This is a genomic window from Enterococcus sp. DIV1090, assembly GCF_050537975.1.
Classification (GTDB): domain Bacteria; phylum Bacillota; class Bacilli; order Lactobacillales; family Enterococcaceae; genus Enterococcus; species Enterococcus faecalis.
In genome coordinates this window covers 2,246,676-2,263,796 of the sequence record NZ_CP172917.1, presented here as the reverse complement: position 1 = coordinate 2,263,796, position 17,121 = coordinate 2,246,676, and the positions used below count along the sequence as shown (strand labels likewise).

The following is a 17,121-nucleotide window of genomic DNA, read 5'->3' as shown; positions in this document are numbered from 1 at the left end:
TGCCAGAACGTCAGTGCTTCGAATACTAAGGGGCAGTGGTCCGCATCATGCGTTGAATCTTGTTAGGTGCAAGCGTAATGGGAATGTTCAAATCAGCCATTAATGTTTGAAACGCTTGCTTGCCGCTTTCAGCTTCAGTAACTTCTAACTCTAATTCAAAATCGTGCTGTTGGTTATACCAACTTTCGTCTAACGCAAGTAGTCCTTGAGGAATTTGTTTTTCTGCACGTGCTGTTTTTAATGAACCAATTAAATGGATCGAGGCGATTTCAATCCCTAATTCTTGTAATTTCTTCGCCACAGCCCCCTCAGTAGGGAGGTGATTCCTTTTGATAAAGTGGTTCGCCGTCTCAAGCGATAAAGGGTCATTGATTTCTAATAATCCTTCTGGCGCAGGAACTTTTAAGGTTAACTCACCACGATCTGCTAATACGCGAATTCTTAAGCCCATTCGTTGTGCTTTTAATTGAAAATCGTCCGTATCAAAATAATGATTTGTTTGCGTAAAAAAGTCCGTTTTTTGAATAGCAAAATGGTCGATTAATCGTTTGAAATCTTGCGGACTAACTAATGTTTTAAATTCAATTTCTAAGTGCTCACTCATGGGGTTCTCTCTCTTTCTTAAATCACTCCAATTTTCACATATTATATAGGTTTCCGTCAAGAAAAGTGGTCTTCTCTGTGAAAATTTTTTCTAATGAAAGGCGTTTGGAAATCAAATAGCGAATAACACCCTATTTTAGGGAGGACTGTGGTAAAATAATCAGTGAATGAAATTCAAGGAAATTGAGGGATCTACCATGGAACGAGAGTGGGAGCTGTTTTTAGCGCCATATGAACAGGCGGTCAGCGAATTAAAAGTAAAACTACGAGGTATTCGTAAACAATTTCGGGAGCAAGATAAACACATACCAATTGAATTCGTTACAGGACGTGTGAAACCAGTAGATAGTATTTTGACAAAGACGGCTATTCGGCATATTCCTTTAAATCGGATTGAAGAAGAAATGCAAGACATTGCTGGTTTGCGGATTATGTGCCAATTTGTGGAAGACATTTACCAGGTAGTCGCACTTTTAAGAAATCGTAAAGACTTAAAAATTGTGGAAGAACGGGACTACATTGAAAATAAAAAAGAAAGTGGCTATCGTTCGTACCATGTGGTGGTGGAATATCCTGTGCAATTAGTCACTGGGGAAAAGATTATTTTGGCCGAAATCCAAATTCGGACACTTTCCATGAATTTTTGGGCAACGATTGAACATTCTTTGAATTATAAATATCAAGGTGTCTTTCCTGAAGAAATGAAAGAACGCCTTCAGCGAGCGGCAGAGGCAGCCTATTTATTAGATGAAGAAATGTCATCTATTCGTGAAGAAATTCAAGAAGCACAACATTACTTCTCTCATGGCCGTGGCTTGCTAGAAAACGAATACTATAAGCAAATTAAAAACGAAACACCAGAAAATCAGTAAAGGAGTCTGCTTATGAAAGTGGCGATTGTTCATAACTCGGAAGAAAAATCGAAACAAGTCACAAAACAACTGACAACACTATTAGAGCAAAACCAAATTCAAATAGACAATCGTCAACCTGAACTTGTGATTTCAGTCGGCGGAGATGGTACGCTTCTTTCCGCTTTTCATCGATTTAATCATCTGTTAAACGAAGTAAGTTTCTTAGGTGTACATACCGGACACTTGGGTTTCTATACAGATTGGCGTGATTATGAATTAAAAGAACTAGTTGAGAGTTTGTGTATTCATCGTGAAAAAAGTACGAGTTATCCATTATTAGATGTGCGGATTCGGTTTAGAGATGGGAAACCAGATAAACATTTTTTAGCATTAAATGAATCAACAATTAAACGAGGAAACCGGACGATGGTGGGCGATGTGTTTATTAAAGACGAACTGTTTGAACGATTTCGTGGTGATGGGTTGTCGATTTCGACCCCAACCGGCTCTACTGCGTATAATAAAAGTATTGGTGGAGCTGTTTTGCATCCTAGCATTAATGCGTTTCAGTTAACCGAAATCGCCTCCTTAAACAATCGTGTCTTTCGAACATTGGGGTCCCCGATTGTAATTGCACATACGGAGTGGCTGGAGATTAAATTACAGGAAAGTGATGATTATTTTGTCACGGTGGACCAATTAGATATTTATCAAGAAAATATCGCTTCTGTCTGCTATCGAATTGCAGACGAACGGATTCATTTTGCCTCTTATCGGCACATGCATTTTTGGCATCGAGTGAAAGATGCCTTTATTGGTGAGGATTAATTAAACGATGGAATTTCAATGGACATATGACAAAGAAACAACACAACAAGTGAAATATTTTTTAAAGGAACAAGGTGTTTCAAAAGGGTTATTAGCTAAGGTGAAATTTCAGGGTGGTAAAATTCAAGTGAATGGGACCGTTCAAAATGCCATCTATCCTTTACAAACTGGCGATGTCGTTAAAATGACGATTCCAGATGAAGCGGAACATGAGACATTATTAACAGATGATGAACCGATTGAAATTGTGTTTGAAGATGATCATTTTTTAGTAGTTAATAAGCCCGCTGGCATTGCCTCGATACCTGCTCAGTATCATCCTTCAGGAACGATGGCGAATCGTGTTAAGGGCTATTACAAGCGTCAAAATTACGTGAATCAAGTTATTCATGTCGTGACTCGTTTAGATCGAGATACTTCTGGGCTGATGTTATTTGCGAAACACGGCTTTGCTCATGCTTTAATTGACCAAGAATTACGAGAAAAAAAGGTGACAAAAATTTATTATGCCCTTGTTGGTGGAGCGATTGAGCAGTTAAACGAGCATCAATTGATTGAAAAGCCAATTGGGCGCGACTTGTCCTCTTTATTAAAACGCCAAGTTATCGAAACAGGTCAATTTGCTAGTACAGAATATTGGCTCGCAAAAAGAGGAGCCCAAGCAGCAGCTGTGCGCATTCAGCTCCATACAGGACGAACACATCAAATTCGGGTACATTTTGAAGCAATTGGCTGTTCATTGTTAGGGGATGAGATGTATCATGGAGAGATGGATCAAGGAATTGAGCGGCAAGCGTTGCATTGCATGGAACTAATTTTTACTCATCCTTTTACCAAAGAAACGGTTCATCTGATTTCCCCACTAGCGGAGGATATGAAAAGTGTAGATGATACGTTATAATAATAAAGAGGCAGGAGGGGAAAGTGTAAGATGAATGAAGGCCAAGAAATGGAAGAGCAATTTGCCCTTCTTTTAGAAACGCTAAAAAATCAACAAATGAACGAATTTCGTGAGCTATTTTTAGCGTTACACATTTATGAACAAGGACAATTTTACCAATCGTTAGATGAAAAAGACCGACAACATTTATACAATTACCTATCTCCGAAAGAACTAGCGGATATGTTTGATGTTATCGAAGAAGATAATGAGAATATGAAAGATTATTTAGCTGAAATGCGTCCAAGTTATGCAGCCGATATGTTAGCTGAGATGTATACCGATAATGCGGTGGATTTACTAAATATGTTAGATAAGAGTCAAAAGGCGAAATATCTTAGTTTGTTAAGTAGTGAAGAAGCAGGCGAAATTAAAGAGTTACTTCATTACGAAGATGAAACTGCTGGGGCGATTATGACCACCGAATTTGTTTCGATTGTGGCGAATCAAACAGTGCGTTCTGCGATGTACGTCTTAAAGAATCAAGCGGACATGGCGGAAACAATCTATTACGTTTACGTAGTCGACCAAGAAAATCATTTAGTCGGCGTTATTTCGTTGCGGGATTTAATTGTTAATGATGATGATACCTTGATTGCTGATATTTTGAATGAACGGGTTATTTCAGTTCATGTTGGCGATGACCAAGAAGATGTCGCGCAAACAATTCGTGACTATGACTTCTTGGCTGTGCCAGTTACAGATTATGATGATCATTTGTTGGGGATTGTAACAGTTGATGATATTATTGATGTTATCGATGATGAGGCCGCTAGCGACTACTCTGGTTTAGCCGGGGTCGACGTTGAAGAAGTTAGTGAGAACCCTTTAAAAGCCGCTTCTAAACGATTACCTTGGTTAATTACGCTATTGTTTTTAGGAATGTCTACGGCCTCGTTAATCAGTAATTATGAGTCGTTAGTTAGCGAAGCGAGTATTTTAGCCGTTTTTATTTCTTTAATTACCGGAACAGCCGGCAATGCCGGGACACAATCATTGGCGGTCGCGGTACGCCGTTTGGCTATGAAAGATGAAAAGGATAGTAATTTTGGTCGCTTAATCTTAAGTGAAGTGCTCACGGGACTAGTGACGGGGGCTGTGACAGGTTTAACCATTATGATTGTGGTTGGAGTGTGGCAACATAATCTTCCGCTTGGATTTGTGATTGGGATGGCAATGCTCTGTGCAATTACTGTGGCGAATTTAGCAGGGAGTTTAATCCCGATGTTAATGGATAAATTAGGGTTTGATCCCGCAGTTGCCAGTGGCCCGTTTATTACTACCTTAAGTGATTTAACCAGTGTATTAATTTATTTCAATATTGCCAGCATGTTTATGCGTTATTTTGTTTAAAAAATTGCACTTATTTATCATGAGACTGAGGTAAAAGGATTCGTTGGTTTGCTTGAAATCAAAAAAGTGAGATAGCCGTTGCTACGACGGCTATCTCACTTTTTTAGATACAAGAAATTAAACAATTTTTGTGCCATGGACTTCTGTGACTTTTAAAGTGTCCATCACAGTTTGAACGTTTTCTGTGGAAATACCGCCACCTGGTAAAATAAGAATCCGTTGATCTGCGTAGGCAATTAATTCTTTTAAATGATCAAAGTTGTCTTCGATAGGGGTACCAGCTGGCCCGCCATGAGTTAAAATACGCGTCACACCACGCTCAGCTAACCAGTCGATCGCCTTAAATTGGTTTTCTTTCGACAAGGCATCAAAAGCCATATGGAAAGTGATTTGCAAGCCTTCAGCTGTTTCAATGAATAAGTCCAAAGCTTCTTCATCTAACCAGCCGTCCTCAGTTAAACAGCCAATAACAATGCCGTCGGTTCCTAATTTCTTTGCTTCGATTAAATCGGTATGCATAATTTTTAATTCAATATCATTATAGACAAAATTGCCGCCACGAGGACGAATGATTGTCATCACTGGTACAGAATGTTCGCCAGCGTATGCTAAGACTTCTTCAATAACACCAGTACTTGGCGTCGTTCCACCTACGGCTAAGTTATCGCATAATTCGATGCGATTCGCACCTTTTTGAATGGCTTGGGGAATCTTAGTGAAATTTTCGGCACAGAATTCTTTAATCATTTCTTATCGCTCCTTGCTTTTTCTTCACAGGCATTGTACCATAATTCTGCTTACTACCATAGCCCTGAAAAAAAGAGTGCAACTTTTTATAAGAGAAAATGTTCATTTGATGAACGTAAGGAGTTTTAAATGTTAAAGAAAATTGAACGAGCACAACAATTATTGAAAAAAGAAGCAGCCGTATTTCGCTGTCCAACTTGTCATGAACCAATGCATGTAGAAGGGGTTGGTCTGATTTGTCAACAGAGACATCAATTTGATTTATCCAAGAAAGGCACGCTATACTTTCTAAATCATGGCGTTCAGACAGAATATAATAAAAAAATGTTTACTTCTCGGGGAAAAATGATTCAAAGTGGCATGTACGCGCCTGTTTTAAACAAAATTATGCACTATCTTCCTCAAAATAAAACAGTAGTCGATGTTGGTTGTGGTGAAGGGAGTTTTCTAGCTGAGTTAAGTCAAGCAGGCTTATCTGGACTGAAAATCGGGTTTGATTTATCAAAGGAAGGAATCTATTTAGCAAGTAATCAGCCAATTGATGCGTTTTGGTGTGTGGCGGATTTAACGAATTTGCCATTTGCGAATGAAGGGCTTGATACGATTTTAAATATTTTTTCCCCTTCACATTATCAAGAATTTCAGCGAGTACTAAAAGCTGACGGGACTGTGATTAAAATTATTCCTGAAGAGAATTACTTAAAGGAATTACGAGCGGCTTTTTATCCCAATGACGAAAAGAAACAAAGTTATTCCAATCAAAAAGTAGTCCAACGTTTTGCCGAGGAATTAGCTGTGGAAGTAGATGAACGAATAACTTATTGCTTTGACATTCCCGAGGAAAGACGGTTGGATTTATTAGAAATGTCGCCATTAGAGTGGCAAGTTTCTCAAGAAGTTAAAGCCGAGCTACAACAGCGACCATTGGAAAAAATCACGATTGACGTCCGCTTGTTAGTAGGTCGTAAAAGATAGACTTTTTTGTGAAGAAAATCCTAAAAAAGTCTTGCAATAAAGTGACATTGGTGTTATATTACTTACAAGTTGTTTTTTCATTGGTTTTTATCAGGGTCCTGTTCTGATAAAAGTTAGTGAAGAGACCTTCACTAACGTAACGACTCGCCGTGCTAGACACCGAGACGGTACGTTTTTTTTATTGGTTAGAATAGCTGCCGCCTGACATCATCGCGTCATGCGGTTTTTTTTTGAAAATAAGTATTGTGGGCGCTATTTATTTTGAATTTATGCTAAAATGAACACGATTGATATTTGAGGAGCTGAAGATAGTTGACGAACCATATTGTTTTATTTGAACCACAAATTCCAGCAAATACTGGAAATATTGCACGGACATGTGCAGCGACGAATACACCGTTGCATTTAATTGAACCTTTAGGATTTTCAACAGATGACAAACACTTAAAACGTGCTGGATTAGATTATTGGAATGATGTAAATATTACGTATCATAAAGATTTGGCTGCCTTTTTAGCCCATGTGGCAGGCAAACACTTGCATTTAGTAACCAAATTTGCTCACCAAACATACAGCGAGGTCAATTATAATGATGGCGAGGACCATTATTTCCTTTTTGGAAAAGAAACAACGGGCTTACCAGAAACGTTTATGCGAGAAAACGAAGAAAAGTGTATCCGAATTCCTATGAATGATGAACATGTGCGCTCATTGAATCTTTCTAACACTGCCGCACTAATTGTTTATGAAGCCTTACGTCAGCAAAATTTTCCGAACTTAGAACTGACGCATCATTATGAAAATGATAAATTGGATTAAAAAAAGTTAAGACAGTAGCGCTTTTTTCAAAAATGTCAGAAGAAAGTGGTTTTATTTTTACTGTTGCCCAATTTTCAAGCCTAGAACAAAAAACAATTTAGATTTTTGTTCTAGGCTTATTTTGCTTGGATTACTAGAAACTTCCATGGATATTTTCGCAGGGAAGTGATAAACTAGAAAGACATATGAAGAGATAAAGAAGTTTGGAGAAGTTACATGAAATTATATTTTACACGACATGGAAAAACTGAATGGAATCAACAGAAACGATTTCAAGGAATGACAGGAGATTCGCCGTTATTACCAACTAGTTATGACGAAATTAAACAATTAGGCCAATATTTACAAGATATTCCGTTTGAAAAAATTTATTCTAGTCCGCTATTACGTGCCAAAAATACTGCGCGGGGAATTCAACAAGAATTGAATCATCCAGTTGAAATTGTTTATACAGATACCTTAAAAGAATTAGGTTTAGGTCGTCTAGAAGGACAATATATTGAAGAAATGCGTAATTTTTATGGAGAAGAATTAGATCATTTACGGCATCGTTTAGATTTGTATGATCCAACAATTTTTGATGGTGAACCAATCGAGCAAGCGATTCAACGGATTTCAGAAACAGTTGCTGAAGCGGCGAAACAGCACGAAGGTCCAGTTCTATTTGTCGGACACGGAGCAGCGCTGACGGCGGCAATCCAAGCGATGGCTGGTAAACCATTATCAGAATTACGGACAATGGGCGGGCTGTTAAACAATAGCCTCTCAATCCTTGAAACCAAAGAGGCATCAAGGAACATGCCGTACGACTTAACGTTATGGAATGATACGTCTTTTTTAGCTAAAGAAAAAGCACAATAAGCACACAACAGAAAGGAGGGCTTGTAGTGGTAACACTTTTTGGTGAGGACGAAGAAAAAGCCTTTATTGTTGGAACTGTACAAGCAATCTTTTTTGAAAATCCCAGTAATTTTTATAAAGTCGTTCTTGTAAATGTGACCGATACAAATACAGATTATTTAGAAAAAGAAATTGTAGTAACTGGAAGTTTTGGCCAAGTTCAAGAAGAGGAACCCTATCGTTTCTTTGGTCATTTTGTGGACCATCCTCGTTATGGCAGACAGTTTCAGGTAGATAGTTATCAGCAAGAAAGACCGACTTCAGCTAGTGGGGTGGTTAACTATTTATCAAGTGACAAATTTCCTGGCATTGGTAAACGAACTGCTGAAAAAATTGTTGAAGTATTAGGGGAAAGTGCGATTGACCGAATTATTGATGACCCGAGTGTTTTGGAAGAAGTTACTGTTTTAAATGAAAAAAAACGTCAAGTAATCGTCGAAACAATTCGCTTGAATCACGGGATGGAGCAAGTGATTGTGGGACTAAATCGATACGGCTTCGGTAGTCAGTTAGCTTTTTCAATTTATCAAACTTATCAAGAAGAAACCCTTTCTGTGATTCAAGAAAATCCCTATCAGTTAGTTGAAGATATTGAGGGAGTCGGATTTAAACGAGCGGACAATATTGCTGAACAAATCGGCATTCAGGCGGATTCTGCTGTTCGAATTCGAGCGGCGATTTTACATGAAGTGTTTGAACACTCCATTCGCTCAGGCAATACGTATGTTCAAGCAGATGTTTTATTAGAAGAAGCAATTCGGACCTTGGAAGCAAGTCGCCCAGTGGAAATCTCACCTGATCAAGTGGCCAATGAAATCATTACGTTAGTCGAACATGGAAAAATCCAACAAGAAGAGACTAAACTTTTTGAGAACAGTCTCTATTTTTCTGAATGGGGCATTGGTACTTCGATTCAGCGTTTACTTTCTCGTAAAAAAGAAATTCATTATGAGGAAGAAGAAGTCCAAAAAAATATCCGAATGATTGAGAAACGTTTAAATATTCAGTATGGCGACTCGCAACAAGCAGCGATTGAAGAAGCGATTAAATCACCGTTATTTATTTTAACTGGAGGGCCCGGAACAGGGAAAACAACTGTTATTAATGGGATTGTCTCGTTGTTTGCGGAACTAAATGGTCTTTCATTAGATCTCAAAGACTATACGCAGGAGATGTTTCCAATCTTGCTAGCGGCGCCAACTGGGCGAGCAGCGAAACGTATGAACGAAACGACAGGTTTACCTGCAAGTACCATCCACCGTTTGTTAGGCTTGACAGGTCGTGAAAAAAATCCGAGTTTAACCGCCAAAGAATTAGAAGGCGGTTTGCTAATTGTAGATGAAATGTCCATGGTGGATACTTGGTTAGCCAATACGTTATTAAAAGCTATTCCGACAAACATGCAAGTGATTTTTGTTGGTGATAAGGATCAGCTACCGTCTGTCGGTCCAGGTCAAGTCTTACATGACTTATTGCAAATTAACGAAATTCCCAAATGTGAGCTAAACGAAATTTATCGTCAAGGAGACGGTTCAAGTATTATTCCTCTTGCCCATGAAATTAAAGAAGGAAAGTTGCCTACTGATTTTCAAAAAAATCAAAAGGATCGCTCGTTCTTTGCAAGTGATATTGGTCATATTGAAGAATACATTCGACAAATCGTCACAAAGGCAAAAGCAAAAGGGTTTACGCCACAAGATATTCAAGTTTTAGCGCCAATGTATCGTGGCGCAGCTGGCATTGATGCCTTGAATAAAATGATGCAAGAAATCTTCAATCCAAATGAGGGGAAGAAAAAAGAAGTCAAGTGGAATGACACCGTCTATCGGATCGGGGACAAAGTTTTGCAACTAGTCAATACGCCAGAATTAAATGTGTTCAATGGAGATATGGGAGAAATCGTCGGAATTACTTTAGCCAAAGACTCAGAGGACAAAGTGGACGAGTTGGTTTTACAGTTTGATAATAATGAAGTAACGTATAAAAGAAATGAATGGAATAAAATTACGCTATCGTATTGTTGTTCGATTCATAAAGCGCAAGGTAGTGAATTCCGCATGGTGTTACTGCCAATGGTTCATCAGTATAGCCGAATGCTGCAACGAAATTTGCTGTATACAGCAGTGACACGTAGTAAAGAATTATTAATTCTACTAGGTGAGGTTTCTGCTTTTGAAACATGTGTCAAAAACGAATCGGCTAGTCGCATGACGATGCTAAAAGAACGAATCGTGAACGCAGAACAAATGACCTTAACGACTAGAACTCAGTTAGAAGCCTATGAAGAAGGTTTAACGGCAGACCATCCATTTACTGAAAAGGAAACAAAAGCTGTCTCTTATGAAACTGAACAGCAATCAACGAAAGCCAATCAGATCAAAGAAACAGACGATCAATTAGTTGACACAACGGTACAAGAAGTTTCGCTATTTGCTGATGAAGGAGAAGAGTCAACCCCAGAAACAGCAAAGAAAGCGACAAAAGTTGTCGAAGAACCATTACCAAAAGAACCACGACTAACAGTCGAAATTATTCAAACAAATGCTGTTGATCCAATGATTGGAATGAAGGATACGACGCCTTATCAATTTATGTGAGAAAAGGAAAGAGTGCCATAAGTCGTTTTGACTTATGGCACTCTTTTTCAACCTTAAGGGACTCAGTTAAAACCAAAACAAACGTTTTTGTGTGGTATAAACCATATCAATACTTCGTTTGCCTAAAATCTCGCCATCTGCGTGAATGGTTTGTGGAATCGTCGAAACAATTCGAATTTTACTTGATTGAAAATGATGAAAATGTTTAGATTTCCCTTGTTTTTGGCGAAGCAATAGGAAAATAAGCCACAAAATTTTAAAAATATTGATTCGTTCCACGACAACTAAGTCCACGACTGCTTTGCGAGGATTGGCCGTCGGCATAATTGATACGCCCCCGCCAAAATAAGGATGATTTGTGACCGTACATAGGAAAGCACGATTAAATGTGTATTGTTTACCATTCATTTCAACTAAAATTGGAAAGCTTTTTTGTTTAAAAAAGACATGAATGATTGAAGAAATATAGGAAAGCGAGCCAAGCTTAAATTTATTTAAGGCTTTTTTTGATGACGATTCGTTGGTTTTTTCCACGATTGCCGCATCTAACCCTAAGCCAACATTATTGGTGGCTAAGCCGATTTCTTCTTGGTTGGCTTCTACATAATGAATTGTTTGAATTTCTTTTGGTCGTCTGGTGCGCAGGATTTGATGCAATGCTTTATCAATATTTCTTGATAATCCCACCCCTCGTGCAAAATCATTTCCAGAGCCGCATGGAATATAGCTTAAAGGAATAGCTGAATCATATGGAAGTAATGAATTAATGACATTATGTAGTGTGCCATCGCCGCCTAGCACGACTAGGATTGGAAAAGTTGAAACGTCTAAGTCTTCAGACCAAGGAAGTAAAGTTGTTTCTGCAAGTTCCTTCGTCAATTCTTTTTCATGTCCAGCGTAATCAGTGTAAAGAGCCGTATATTTAAGTTCTTGTTGCTTGAGTTGTTGAATCACTTTTCTAGCGACTTTTCGGCCATTGCCGCTACTTGCCTGCTCGTTGATAATAAGATAGTAGTGAATGTTCATTGAGCTCCTCCTTTGAATCGCTATTGTCCATTATACCAGAGGGAGGAACTTCTGCGAATAAAGATTGCTTAAAAAAGTAAAAAATGACTAGAAAAAGGCACGAAACAATGCATGAGAGGTGAAAACTGCAAATAAGTGCAAAGTAAAACAGGGCTTTCATTGACTATTTTGACTTTCCATATTAGAATGTGAACTGTTGCAATTGTAACCAAGGTTCATCAACCATCCCTTGTAAAAAAACTCGGAGAAAGAAGGAAAAAGTATGCAAAATTCGTTTCAAGCCAATCGAAAGCTAAGAACAGTCTTAGCCAATGGTATCATTATGGGCTTATATATTGTCCTCTCTTTATTGGTTCGGCCAGTTTCTTCTGGTATGATTCAATTTAGAATTTCAGAAAGTTTGAATCACCTAGTCGTTTTCAATCGCAAATTGATGTGGGGTGTTTTAGGCGGCGTTATCTTTTTTAACTTATTTTTTGGTTTCGGTGTAATGGATGCTCTGTTTGGTGGAGCGCAAACATTATTTGCGTTGAGTTTAGCAGCTTTTTTACAAAAAAAGGTACCAAGTATTCCTGTTAGAATGTGTCTAAATAGTCTATTTTTCACTGTAAGTATGTTTTTTATTGCCTTTATGCTAGTACCAAGTGGCGGTCAAGCATTTTGGACAACTTATGGTTGGTTAGCATTAAGTGAAGCGATTATTATGACGATTTCAGCACCAATCATGTATTTTATCAACAAGTCATTAAAATTTGAAACACGTATTTAATTGAAAAGATGTGGATAGAAATGATTCATCCTTTGAATGGCAGTGAAGAAAAGTGTCGTTGCTATTAGTGAACTAAGTGATAGAATGAACTGTTTCTACCTCGTCTTTTTTACATAAAGAATAAGATCTACATTTTTTCTAAAAATTTTCATGTAAAACTTTACTAGTCTGTTGGAATACACTATGATAGTGTAAGATAAACGGACTATTGGAAAGTCACAGCAGAGGAGTTTGAACATGTACACATTTAAAATCGGTATTCCGGCAGAAGTACACGATACATTTGTTAAAAATCACCCATTATGTAATTTACTACAGTCATCTTCATGGGCAAAAGTCAAGGATAACTGGGGTTCTGAAATTGTTGGGGTTTATGAAAAGGATACATTAGTCGCATCAAGTTTAGTTTTAATCAAACCATTACCAGCCGGTTTTACGATGTTATATACACCAAGAGGTCCAGTAATGGACTATACAAATGAACGTCTGGTCAGCTACTTTATGGCTGAATTGAAAAAATTTGGCAAGAAAAAACGAGCTTTATTTATAAAAATGGATCCAGCGGTTCACTATCAAGATTTTCATTTAGGAGAAGAACATCAACCGCATGCTGAAGCGACAGCTATTATTGAGACCTTGAAAAAAGCAGGGGCCAAATATCAAGGACTGACAATGGATATGGGGGCCACCATCCAGCCCCGCTTCCAAGCGAATATTTATCGTGAAGATTTTAGTGAAGAACAATTGTCAAAAAGCACCAAGAAAATGATTAAAACAGCTGAAAAAAAAGGGGTCGTTGTGCAGCAAGGGCATGTTGACTTTGTTGATGAATTTGAAAAAGTCATTCAATCAACCATGGAACGCCAACATATTTCTTTACGGAATAGTGATTACTTTAAGAAGCTGTTGAACATTTACCCAGAAGACTCCTTTATTATGCTAGCGGAAGTCAATTTAAAGGAACGCTTAGATAGCACGCAACAACGCTATGACAAAAATCAAAAAGACTTGAGTAATTTGAAAGAAAATCAAGTGAAAAAGCGCCATAATTTAGAAGAATTAGATGCTTCCTTGACTCGGGAACTAAAAGAATTAGAAGAAAATATCGCAGAAGCTGGTGAAATTGTAACGGTTGCTGGCGCCTTGGCTGTGACATTTGGTCCAACAAGTGAAATCCTTTATGCTGGCTTAGATGATCGTTATAAACGCTACATGCCAACATATGTGACTTGGCGAGATGCCATTCAAGAATGTTTTAACCGTGGCTGCGAAAGCTGTAATATGGGCGGCTTAGAAGGTAGTTTAAATGATGGCTTAATTAAGTTTAAAGCGAACTTCAACCCAACGATTAATGAATTTATTGGGGAATTTGATTTACCGGTTAATAAATTATTATTTAAAGCCAGTGAATATGCTTATAAATTACGAAAACAAAAAAAATAAATAAAAAACACAGGGACTAAAAATCAAACTTGATTTTTAGTCTCTGTGTTTTTTCTATAATTTTTGCGTTGCATTCCGTTTCATTAAGCGAAGCAAAACGCTAGCAATTGCTGAAGCAGCTACACCAGCAACAAGAGCTTCTGGCACACCAGAACTGAAAATCGTCGCAATAATAGCTAGGTAAACAGCAGTTCCAGCTTTACCAATAATTTCAGCATAAGCTGAATTAAAAAGAAAATAAATCATGTTCATGACTAAAATGGTATTCGTTGCTGAGCCTAAAACACCAGCCACAAATAAGGAGACAGGTTGCGCTTTTTCCTTCGTTAATTTATTTAGCCATTTGTAAGCGAAATAAGGAACGACCCCAATTAAAATCCGCGGAATGAGCACAATTAAAAGAGCCTTCCAACTACCGTGATCGGTACCGATCACGGGAATAAATGGAGAAAAAACAAACGACAAAGGTGTTGGTGCTGTCGTATTTTTAATTAAGCTAATGATCCCAAACGTGCCGCCCAACATACTACCGATTTTTGGCCCTAAAACAATGGAACCAATAATTACAGGAATATGCATCGTGGTCGAATTTAAAGGACCTAATGTGATAAATCCTAGCGGGGTTAAAGCCAGTAAAAGTAAGATAGCTAAGAACATTGCTGTTAACGTAAATTTTTTCGTGTTATTCATAAATTACTCCTTGTTATCAGATGCTAAAATTTTCATCACTGTTTGAATGATATCTTCAACAGTGGCAAGTGCGCCACGACCATAATCGCCACAAGCTAATAGAGCTTCACGTGGGATTATTTCTTGATAGCCGACTTCTTTTAAAATGCCAATATTTCGTTGGACAATGGGGTTTTGGTACATATACGTATTCATCGCGGGCGCAATAATTTTTGGTGTTTCAGGATAAAGTGCCAAAGCAACTGTTGATAATAAGTCATCGGCAATCCCATGGGCTAATTTCCCAATTGTATTGGCCGAAGCAGGTGCTACTAAAAATAAATCCGCTTTTTTAGCTAACTCAATGTGATTAATTTTACTGGGATCAATTTCCATCATGACATCCGTATGCACTGGATTCTTAGAAAGTGATTGTAACGTCAGCGGAGTGATGAACGCCGTGCTGCTTTTAGTCATTAAAATTTCCACATTGTAGCCAAGCTTAGCTAGTTGACTTGTAATATCTGCTGCTTTATATGCAGAAATGCTGCCAGAGACGCCTAATAAAATAGTTTTCATTGTTGTTCTCTCCATTTCTTTTCAACATTTTTAACGATCATTGAACCAATCCCTTGTTTTGAACAAGCTTCTTGGACAATACCCGTTTCGTTAATTAATAATCCTTCGTGTTCTGTTTCATGAACGTTCATCAAGTCATTGGCTAAGACAAAGTCACACCGATTTTTAACCAAAGCGGCTTGTGCAACCTGGACAAGTTCTGCTTGTGCAACGTCGACAAGTAATTTAAAGCCCACTAAAACAGTTTGGGGTTGCTTGTCACGAATCATTTGGATGACTTTAGGATTTTTCTTTAGAAAAATTAATAATCGGTCCGTATCAGATGAAATTTTTGTTGCTGTTTGAGGAATATCAGCAATCTGATTCAATGTGTTTTGAACGATAGTTACCAAGGCTTCTTTGGTCTTTGGCAATGTTTGTTCGCTTAATTGTTGAGCAAAAGAATCAATAAATTGTTCTTCCGTTTGCGCGGTTTCCGTCGTAAAATCACTGACTGCCATTGCGTGAACAATCGCATCAAATTGCTTTTCAGCAAAGAGTTGTTCTAACGTAGTGGCTAATTCAACCGTTGTTTCTATTTCTTTAATTGATAAGTCCAATTGTTGGGTTGGACGTAATGCATGTTTGGTTGTTACGTAGGTTACGGTGTGTCCAGCAGCTAAAAAACTTTCAGCAATTGCTTTTCCTAGTCCGCCAGAAGAATGATTGGTAATCGAACGAACATTATCAATCGGTTCTGACGTTCCACCAGCAGTAACTAAAACATCCATAATCAAAACGCCTCCTTAAGAAATTCGGACAATGGTCCGTCCAATATGTTGGCCTGCTTGTAATGCTTCAAAAACAGGGGGAAGTTCTTCTAAAGTAATCTCTTGATACACAGCTTTTTCAGTGATGTCTAAATCAGTGGCAAGACGTTGCCAGACTATTTTTCGTTTGTCCATACCAACATTAACCGAATCAATGCCCAATAAATGAACGCCCCGTAAAATAAAGGGTAAAACGGTTGTCTCTAATGTCATTCCAGCAGCGCGGCCACAAATGGCTGAACGGCCATCATAACGAAGTTGTGGTAAAACAGCAGAAGTAATTTCCCCACCAGTGGTATCAATTGCAAAAGCAAAACGCTGTTTCATTAATGCTTTAACAGGAGTTGCTAAGAAATCTTCTACTAATAAGCATTCACTAACACCTAACTCTTTTAAAAGCTCAAAAGAACCTGGCTTTCTAGTTAATGCAGTGATTGAAGTGTAGCCTAATTGATGCAACATCGCAATAGACAATGTCGCAACACCGCCTGTCGCACCAGTTACAATGATGGGGGCTTCTTTGTCGTCGCGTAAGCCATCGTCTTCTAAAGCTGTGACAGATAATCCGGCCGTAAAGCCAGCAGTTCCGAAAATCATTGCTTCTTTGAGACTCATTTTTTCAGGAAGTGGAACTACCCAATCGCCAGGAACACGCACATATTCAGAATAACCACCAGTATGACTAACCCCTAATTGATAGCCTGTTACGATCACTTTATCGCCTTCTTTGAAACGAGGATCTTCCGATGTGACAACAGTGCCACTGACATCAATTCCTGGAATCATTGGATAATTGCGAATCACACCGCCGTCTTTTTTTGAAGCTAAAGAGTCTTTAAAGTTAACTGAGGAGTAGGCTGCTTTGATTACTACAGTGCCTTCTGATAAGTCGTCTAAAGTAATGGTTTCTAGTTGACCAATAACAGATGTATCTTGTTCTCTTAACGTAAATGCTTGAAATGAATTCATATAAAAACTCTCCTTCCAATTATGTAAAAAAGCAACTCGTCTTATTTTATCATATTCTGATTTTTTCGTATCATTTTTCTTCTTATAAACAGTAAGTTATACAGAAAAGAAAGATTGTGTGACAATTAGACTAGAAAAATAAAGAAAAATGGTTGAAATTTTTCAAAAAGTTCGTATACTAAAAAAGGTAAAACTAAACTGTAAGTTTAGTATTACAAAACTTTTGTTGAAAAGATTAGCT

The 17,121-nt window shown here is 38.0% G+C and carries 17 protein-coding genes; 10 read left to right on the top strand and 7 right to left on the bottom strand.

From position 1 onward, the window contains the following. Positions 1-25 precede the first annotated feature (25 nt). Complete coding sequence (locus tag IGL48_RS10920) at positions 26-604, bottom strand: CYTH domain-containing protein (protein ID WP_002356483.1); 579 nt, start codon at positions 602-604, stop codon at positions 26-28. A 196-nt stretch (positions 605-800) separates the two neighbouring features. Between IGL48_RS10920 and IGL48_RS10915 the strand changes: the two genes are divergently transcribed. From IGL48_RS10915 to mgtE, 4 genes are read left to right on the top strand one after another with little or no spacing between them, the layout of a single operon-like run. Next, on the top strand, positions 801-1,475 hold the full coding sequence (locus tag IGL48_RS10915; RefSeq protein ID WP_002356484.1) for a GTP pyrophosphokinase: 675 nt from the start codon (positions 801-803) through the stop codon (positions 1,473-1,475). A gap of 12 nt (positions 1,476-1,487) precedes the next feature. Continuing rightward, positions 1,488-2,285, top strand: coding sequence for an NAD kinase (locus IGL48_RS10910; protein WP_002356486.1), 798 nt, complete (start codon positions 1,488-1,490; stop codon positions 2,283-2,285). Between the two features lie 7 nt (positions 2,286-2,292). Then, a complete protein-coding gene (locus IGL48_RS10905) occupies positions 2,293-3,186 on the top strand; it encodes an RluA family pseudouridine synthase (RefSeq protein WP_002362547.1) in 894 nt (297 codons plus the stop codon). A 30-nt stretch (positions 3,187-3,216) separates the two neighbouring features. After that, positions 3,217-4,578, top strand: coding sequence for a magnesium transporter (mgtE, locus tag IGL48_RS10900; protein WP_002362548.1), 1,362 nt, complete (start codon positions 3,217-3,219; stop codon positions 4,576-4,578). A gap of 117 nt (positions 4,579-4,695) precedes the next feature. Here the strand turns inward: mgtE and cutC are convergent, their stop codons facing one another. Further along, positions 4,696-5,325: a copper homeostasis protein CutC gene (cutC, locus tag IGL48_RS10895; RefSeq protein ID WP_002359565.1), complete on the bottom strand. Its 630-nt coding sequence runs from the start codon at positions 5,323-5,325 to the stop codon at positions 4,696-4,698. A gap of 129 nt (positions 5,326-5,454) precedes the next feature. On the opposite strand from cutC, the gene IGL48_RS10890 reads away from it, so the two are divergent. The 4 genes from IGL48_RS10890 (at position 5,455) to recD2 (ending at position 10,616) form a co-directional block, all read left to right on the top strand. Next, a complete protein-coding gene (locus tag IGL48_RS10890) occupies positions 5,455-6,300 on the top strand; it encodes a methyltransferase domain-containing protein (protein WP_002407232.1) in 846 nt (281 codons plus the stop codon). 312 nt (positions 6,301-6,612) lie between these two features. Further along, on the top strand, positions 6,613-7,119 hold the full coding sequence (gene trmL / locus IGL48_RS10885) for a tRNA (uridine(34)/cytosine(34)/5-carboxymethylaminomethyluridine(34)-2'-O)-methyltransferase TrmL (RefSeq protein ID WP_002356493.1): 507 nt from the start codon (positions 6,613-6,615) through the stop codon (positions 7,117-7,119). A gap of 216 nt (positions 7,120-7,335) precedes the next feature. Then, positions 7,336-7,980, top strand: coding sequence for a histidine phosphatase family protein (locus IGL48_RS10880; RefSeq protein WP_002356494.1), 645 nt, complete (start codon positions 7,336-7,338; stop codon positions 7,978-7,980). 26 nt (positions 7,981-8,006) lie between these two features. Continuing rightward, on the top strand, positions 8,007-10,616 hold the full coding sequence (gene recD2, locus IGL48_RS10875) for an SF1B family DNA helicase RecD2 (protein ID WP_002397977.1): 2,610 nt from the start codon (positions 8,007-8,009) through the stop codon (positions 10,614-10,616). Positions 10,617-10,682: 66 nt separating this feature from the next. Here the strand turns inward: recD2 and IGL48_RS10870 are convergent, their stop codons facing one another. Beyond that, the gene (locus IGL48_RS10870) at positions 10,683-11,642 is read right to left on the bottom strand and encodes a diacylglycerol/lipid kinase family protein (RefSeq protein WP_002397978.1); all 960 of its coding nucleotides are present in this window, start codon (positions 11,640-11,642) and stop codon (positions 10,683-10,685) included. Positions 11,643-11,904: 262 nt separating this feature from the next. Here IGL48_RS10870 and IGL48_RS10865 point away from each other — a divergent pair, with 262 nt between their 5' ends. Both IGL48_RS10865 and IGL48_RS10860 read left to right on the top strand, forming a co-directional pair. After that, the gene (locus tag IGL48_RS10865) at positions 11,905-12,411 is read left to right on the top strand and encodes a QueT transporter family protein (RefSeq protein WP_002397979.1); all 507 of its coding nucleotides are present in this window, start codon (positions 11,905-11,907) and stop codon (positions 12,409-12,411) included. Positions 12,412-12,648: 237 nt separating this feature from the next. Beyond that, complete coding sequence (locus IGL48_RS10860; RefSeq protein ID WP_002397980.1) at positions 12,649-13,854, top strand: aminoacyltransferase; 1,206 nt, start codon at positions 12,649-12,651, stop codon at positions 13,852-13,854. 54 nt (positions 13,855-13,908) lie between these two features. Here the strand turns inward: IGL48_RS10860 and IGL48_RS10855 are convergent, their stop codons facing one another. From IGL48_RS10855 to IGL48_RS10840, 4 genes are read right to left on the bottom strand one after another with little or no spacing between them, the layout of a single operon-like run. Continuing rightward, complete coding sequence (locus IGL48_RS10855; RefSeq protein ID WP_002356501.1) at positions 13,909-14,544, bottom strand: ECF transporter S component; 636 nt, start codon at positions 14,542-14,544, stop codon at positions 13,909-13,911. 3 nt (positions 14,545-14,547) lie between these two features. Continuing rightward, positions 14,548-15,102, bottom strand: coding sequence for a phosphopantothenoylcysteine decarboxylase (gene coaC, locus IGL48_RS10850; RefSeq protein WP_002384108.1), 555 nt, complete (start codon positions 15,100-15,102; stop codon positions 14,548-14,550). Further along, positions 15,099-15,872 (bottom strand): phosphopantothenate--cysteine ligase, encoded by a 774-nt coding sequence (gene coaB / locus IGL48_RS10845; protein WP_002395493.1) that lies wholly within the window; start codon positions 15,870-15,872, stop codon positions 15,099-15,101. Before coaB ends, coaC begins: the two co-directional genes overlap by 4 nt. 15 nt (positions 15,873-15,887) lie before the next feature. Next, on the bottom strand, positions 15,888-16,880 hold the full coding sequence (locus IGL48_RS10840) for a YhdH/YhfP family quinone oxidoreductase (RefSeq protein WP_002397981.1): 993 nt from the start codon (positions 16,878-16,880) through the stop codon (positions 15,888-15,890). Positions 16,881-17,121 lie beyond the last annotated feature (241 nt).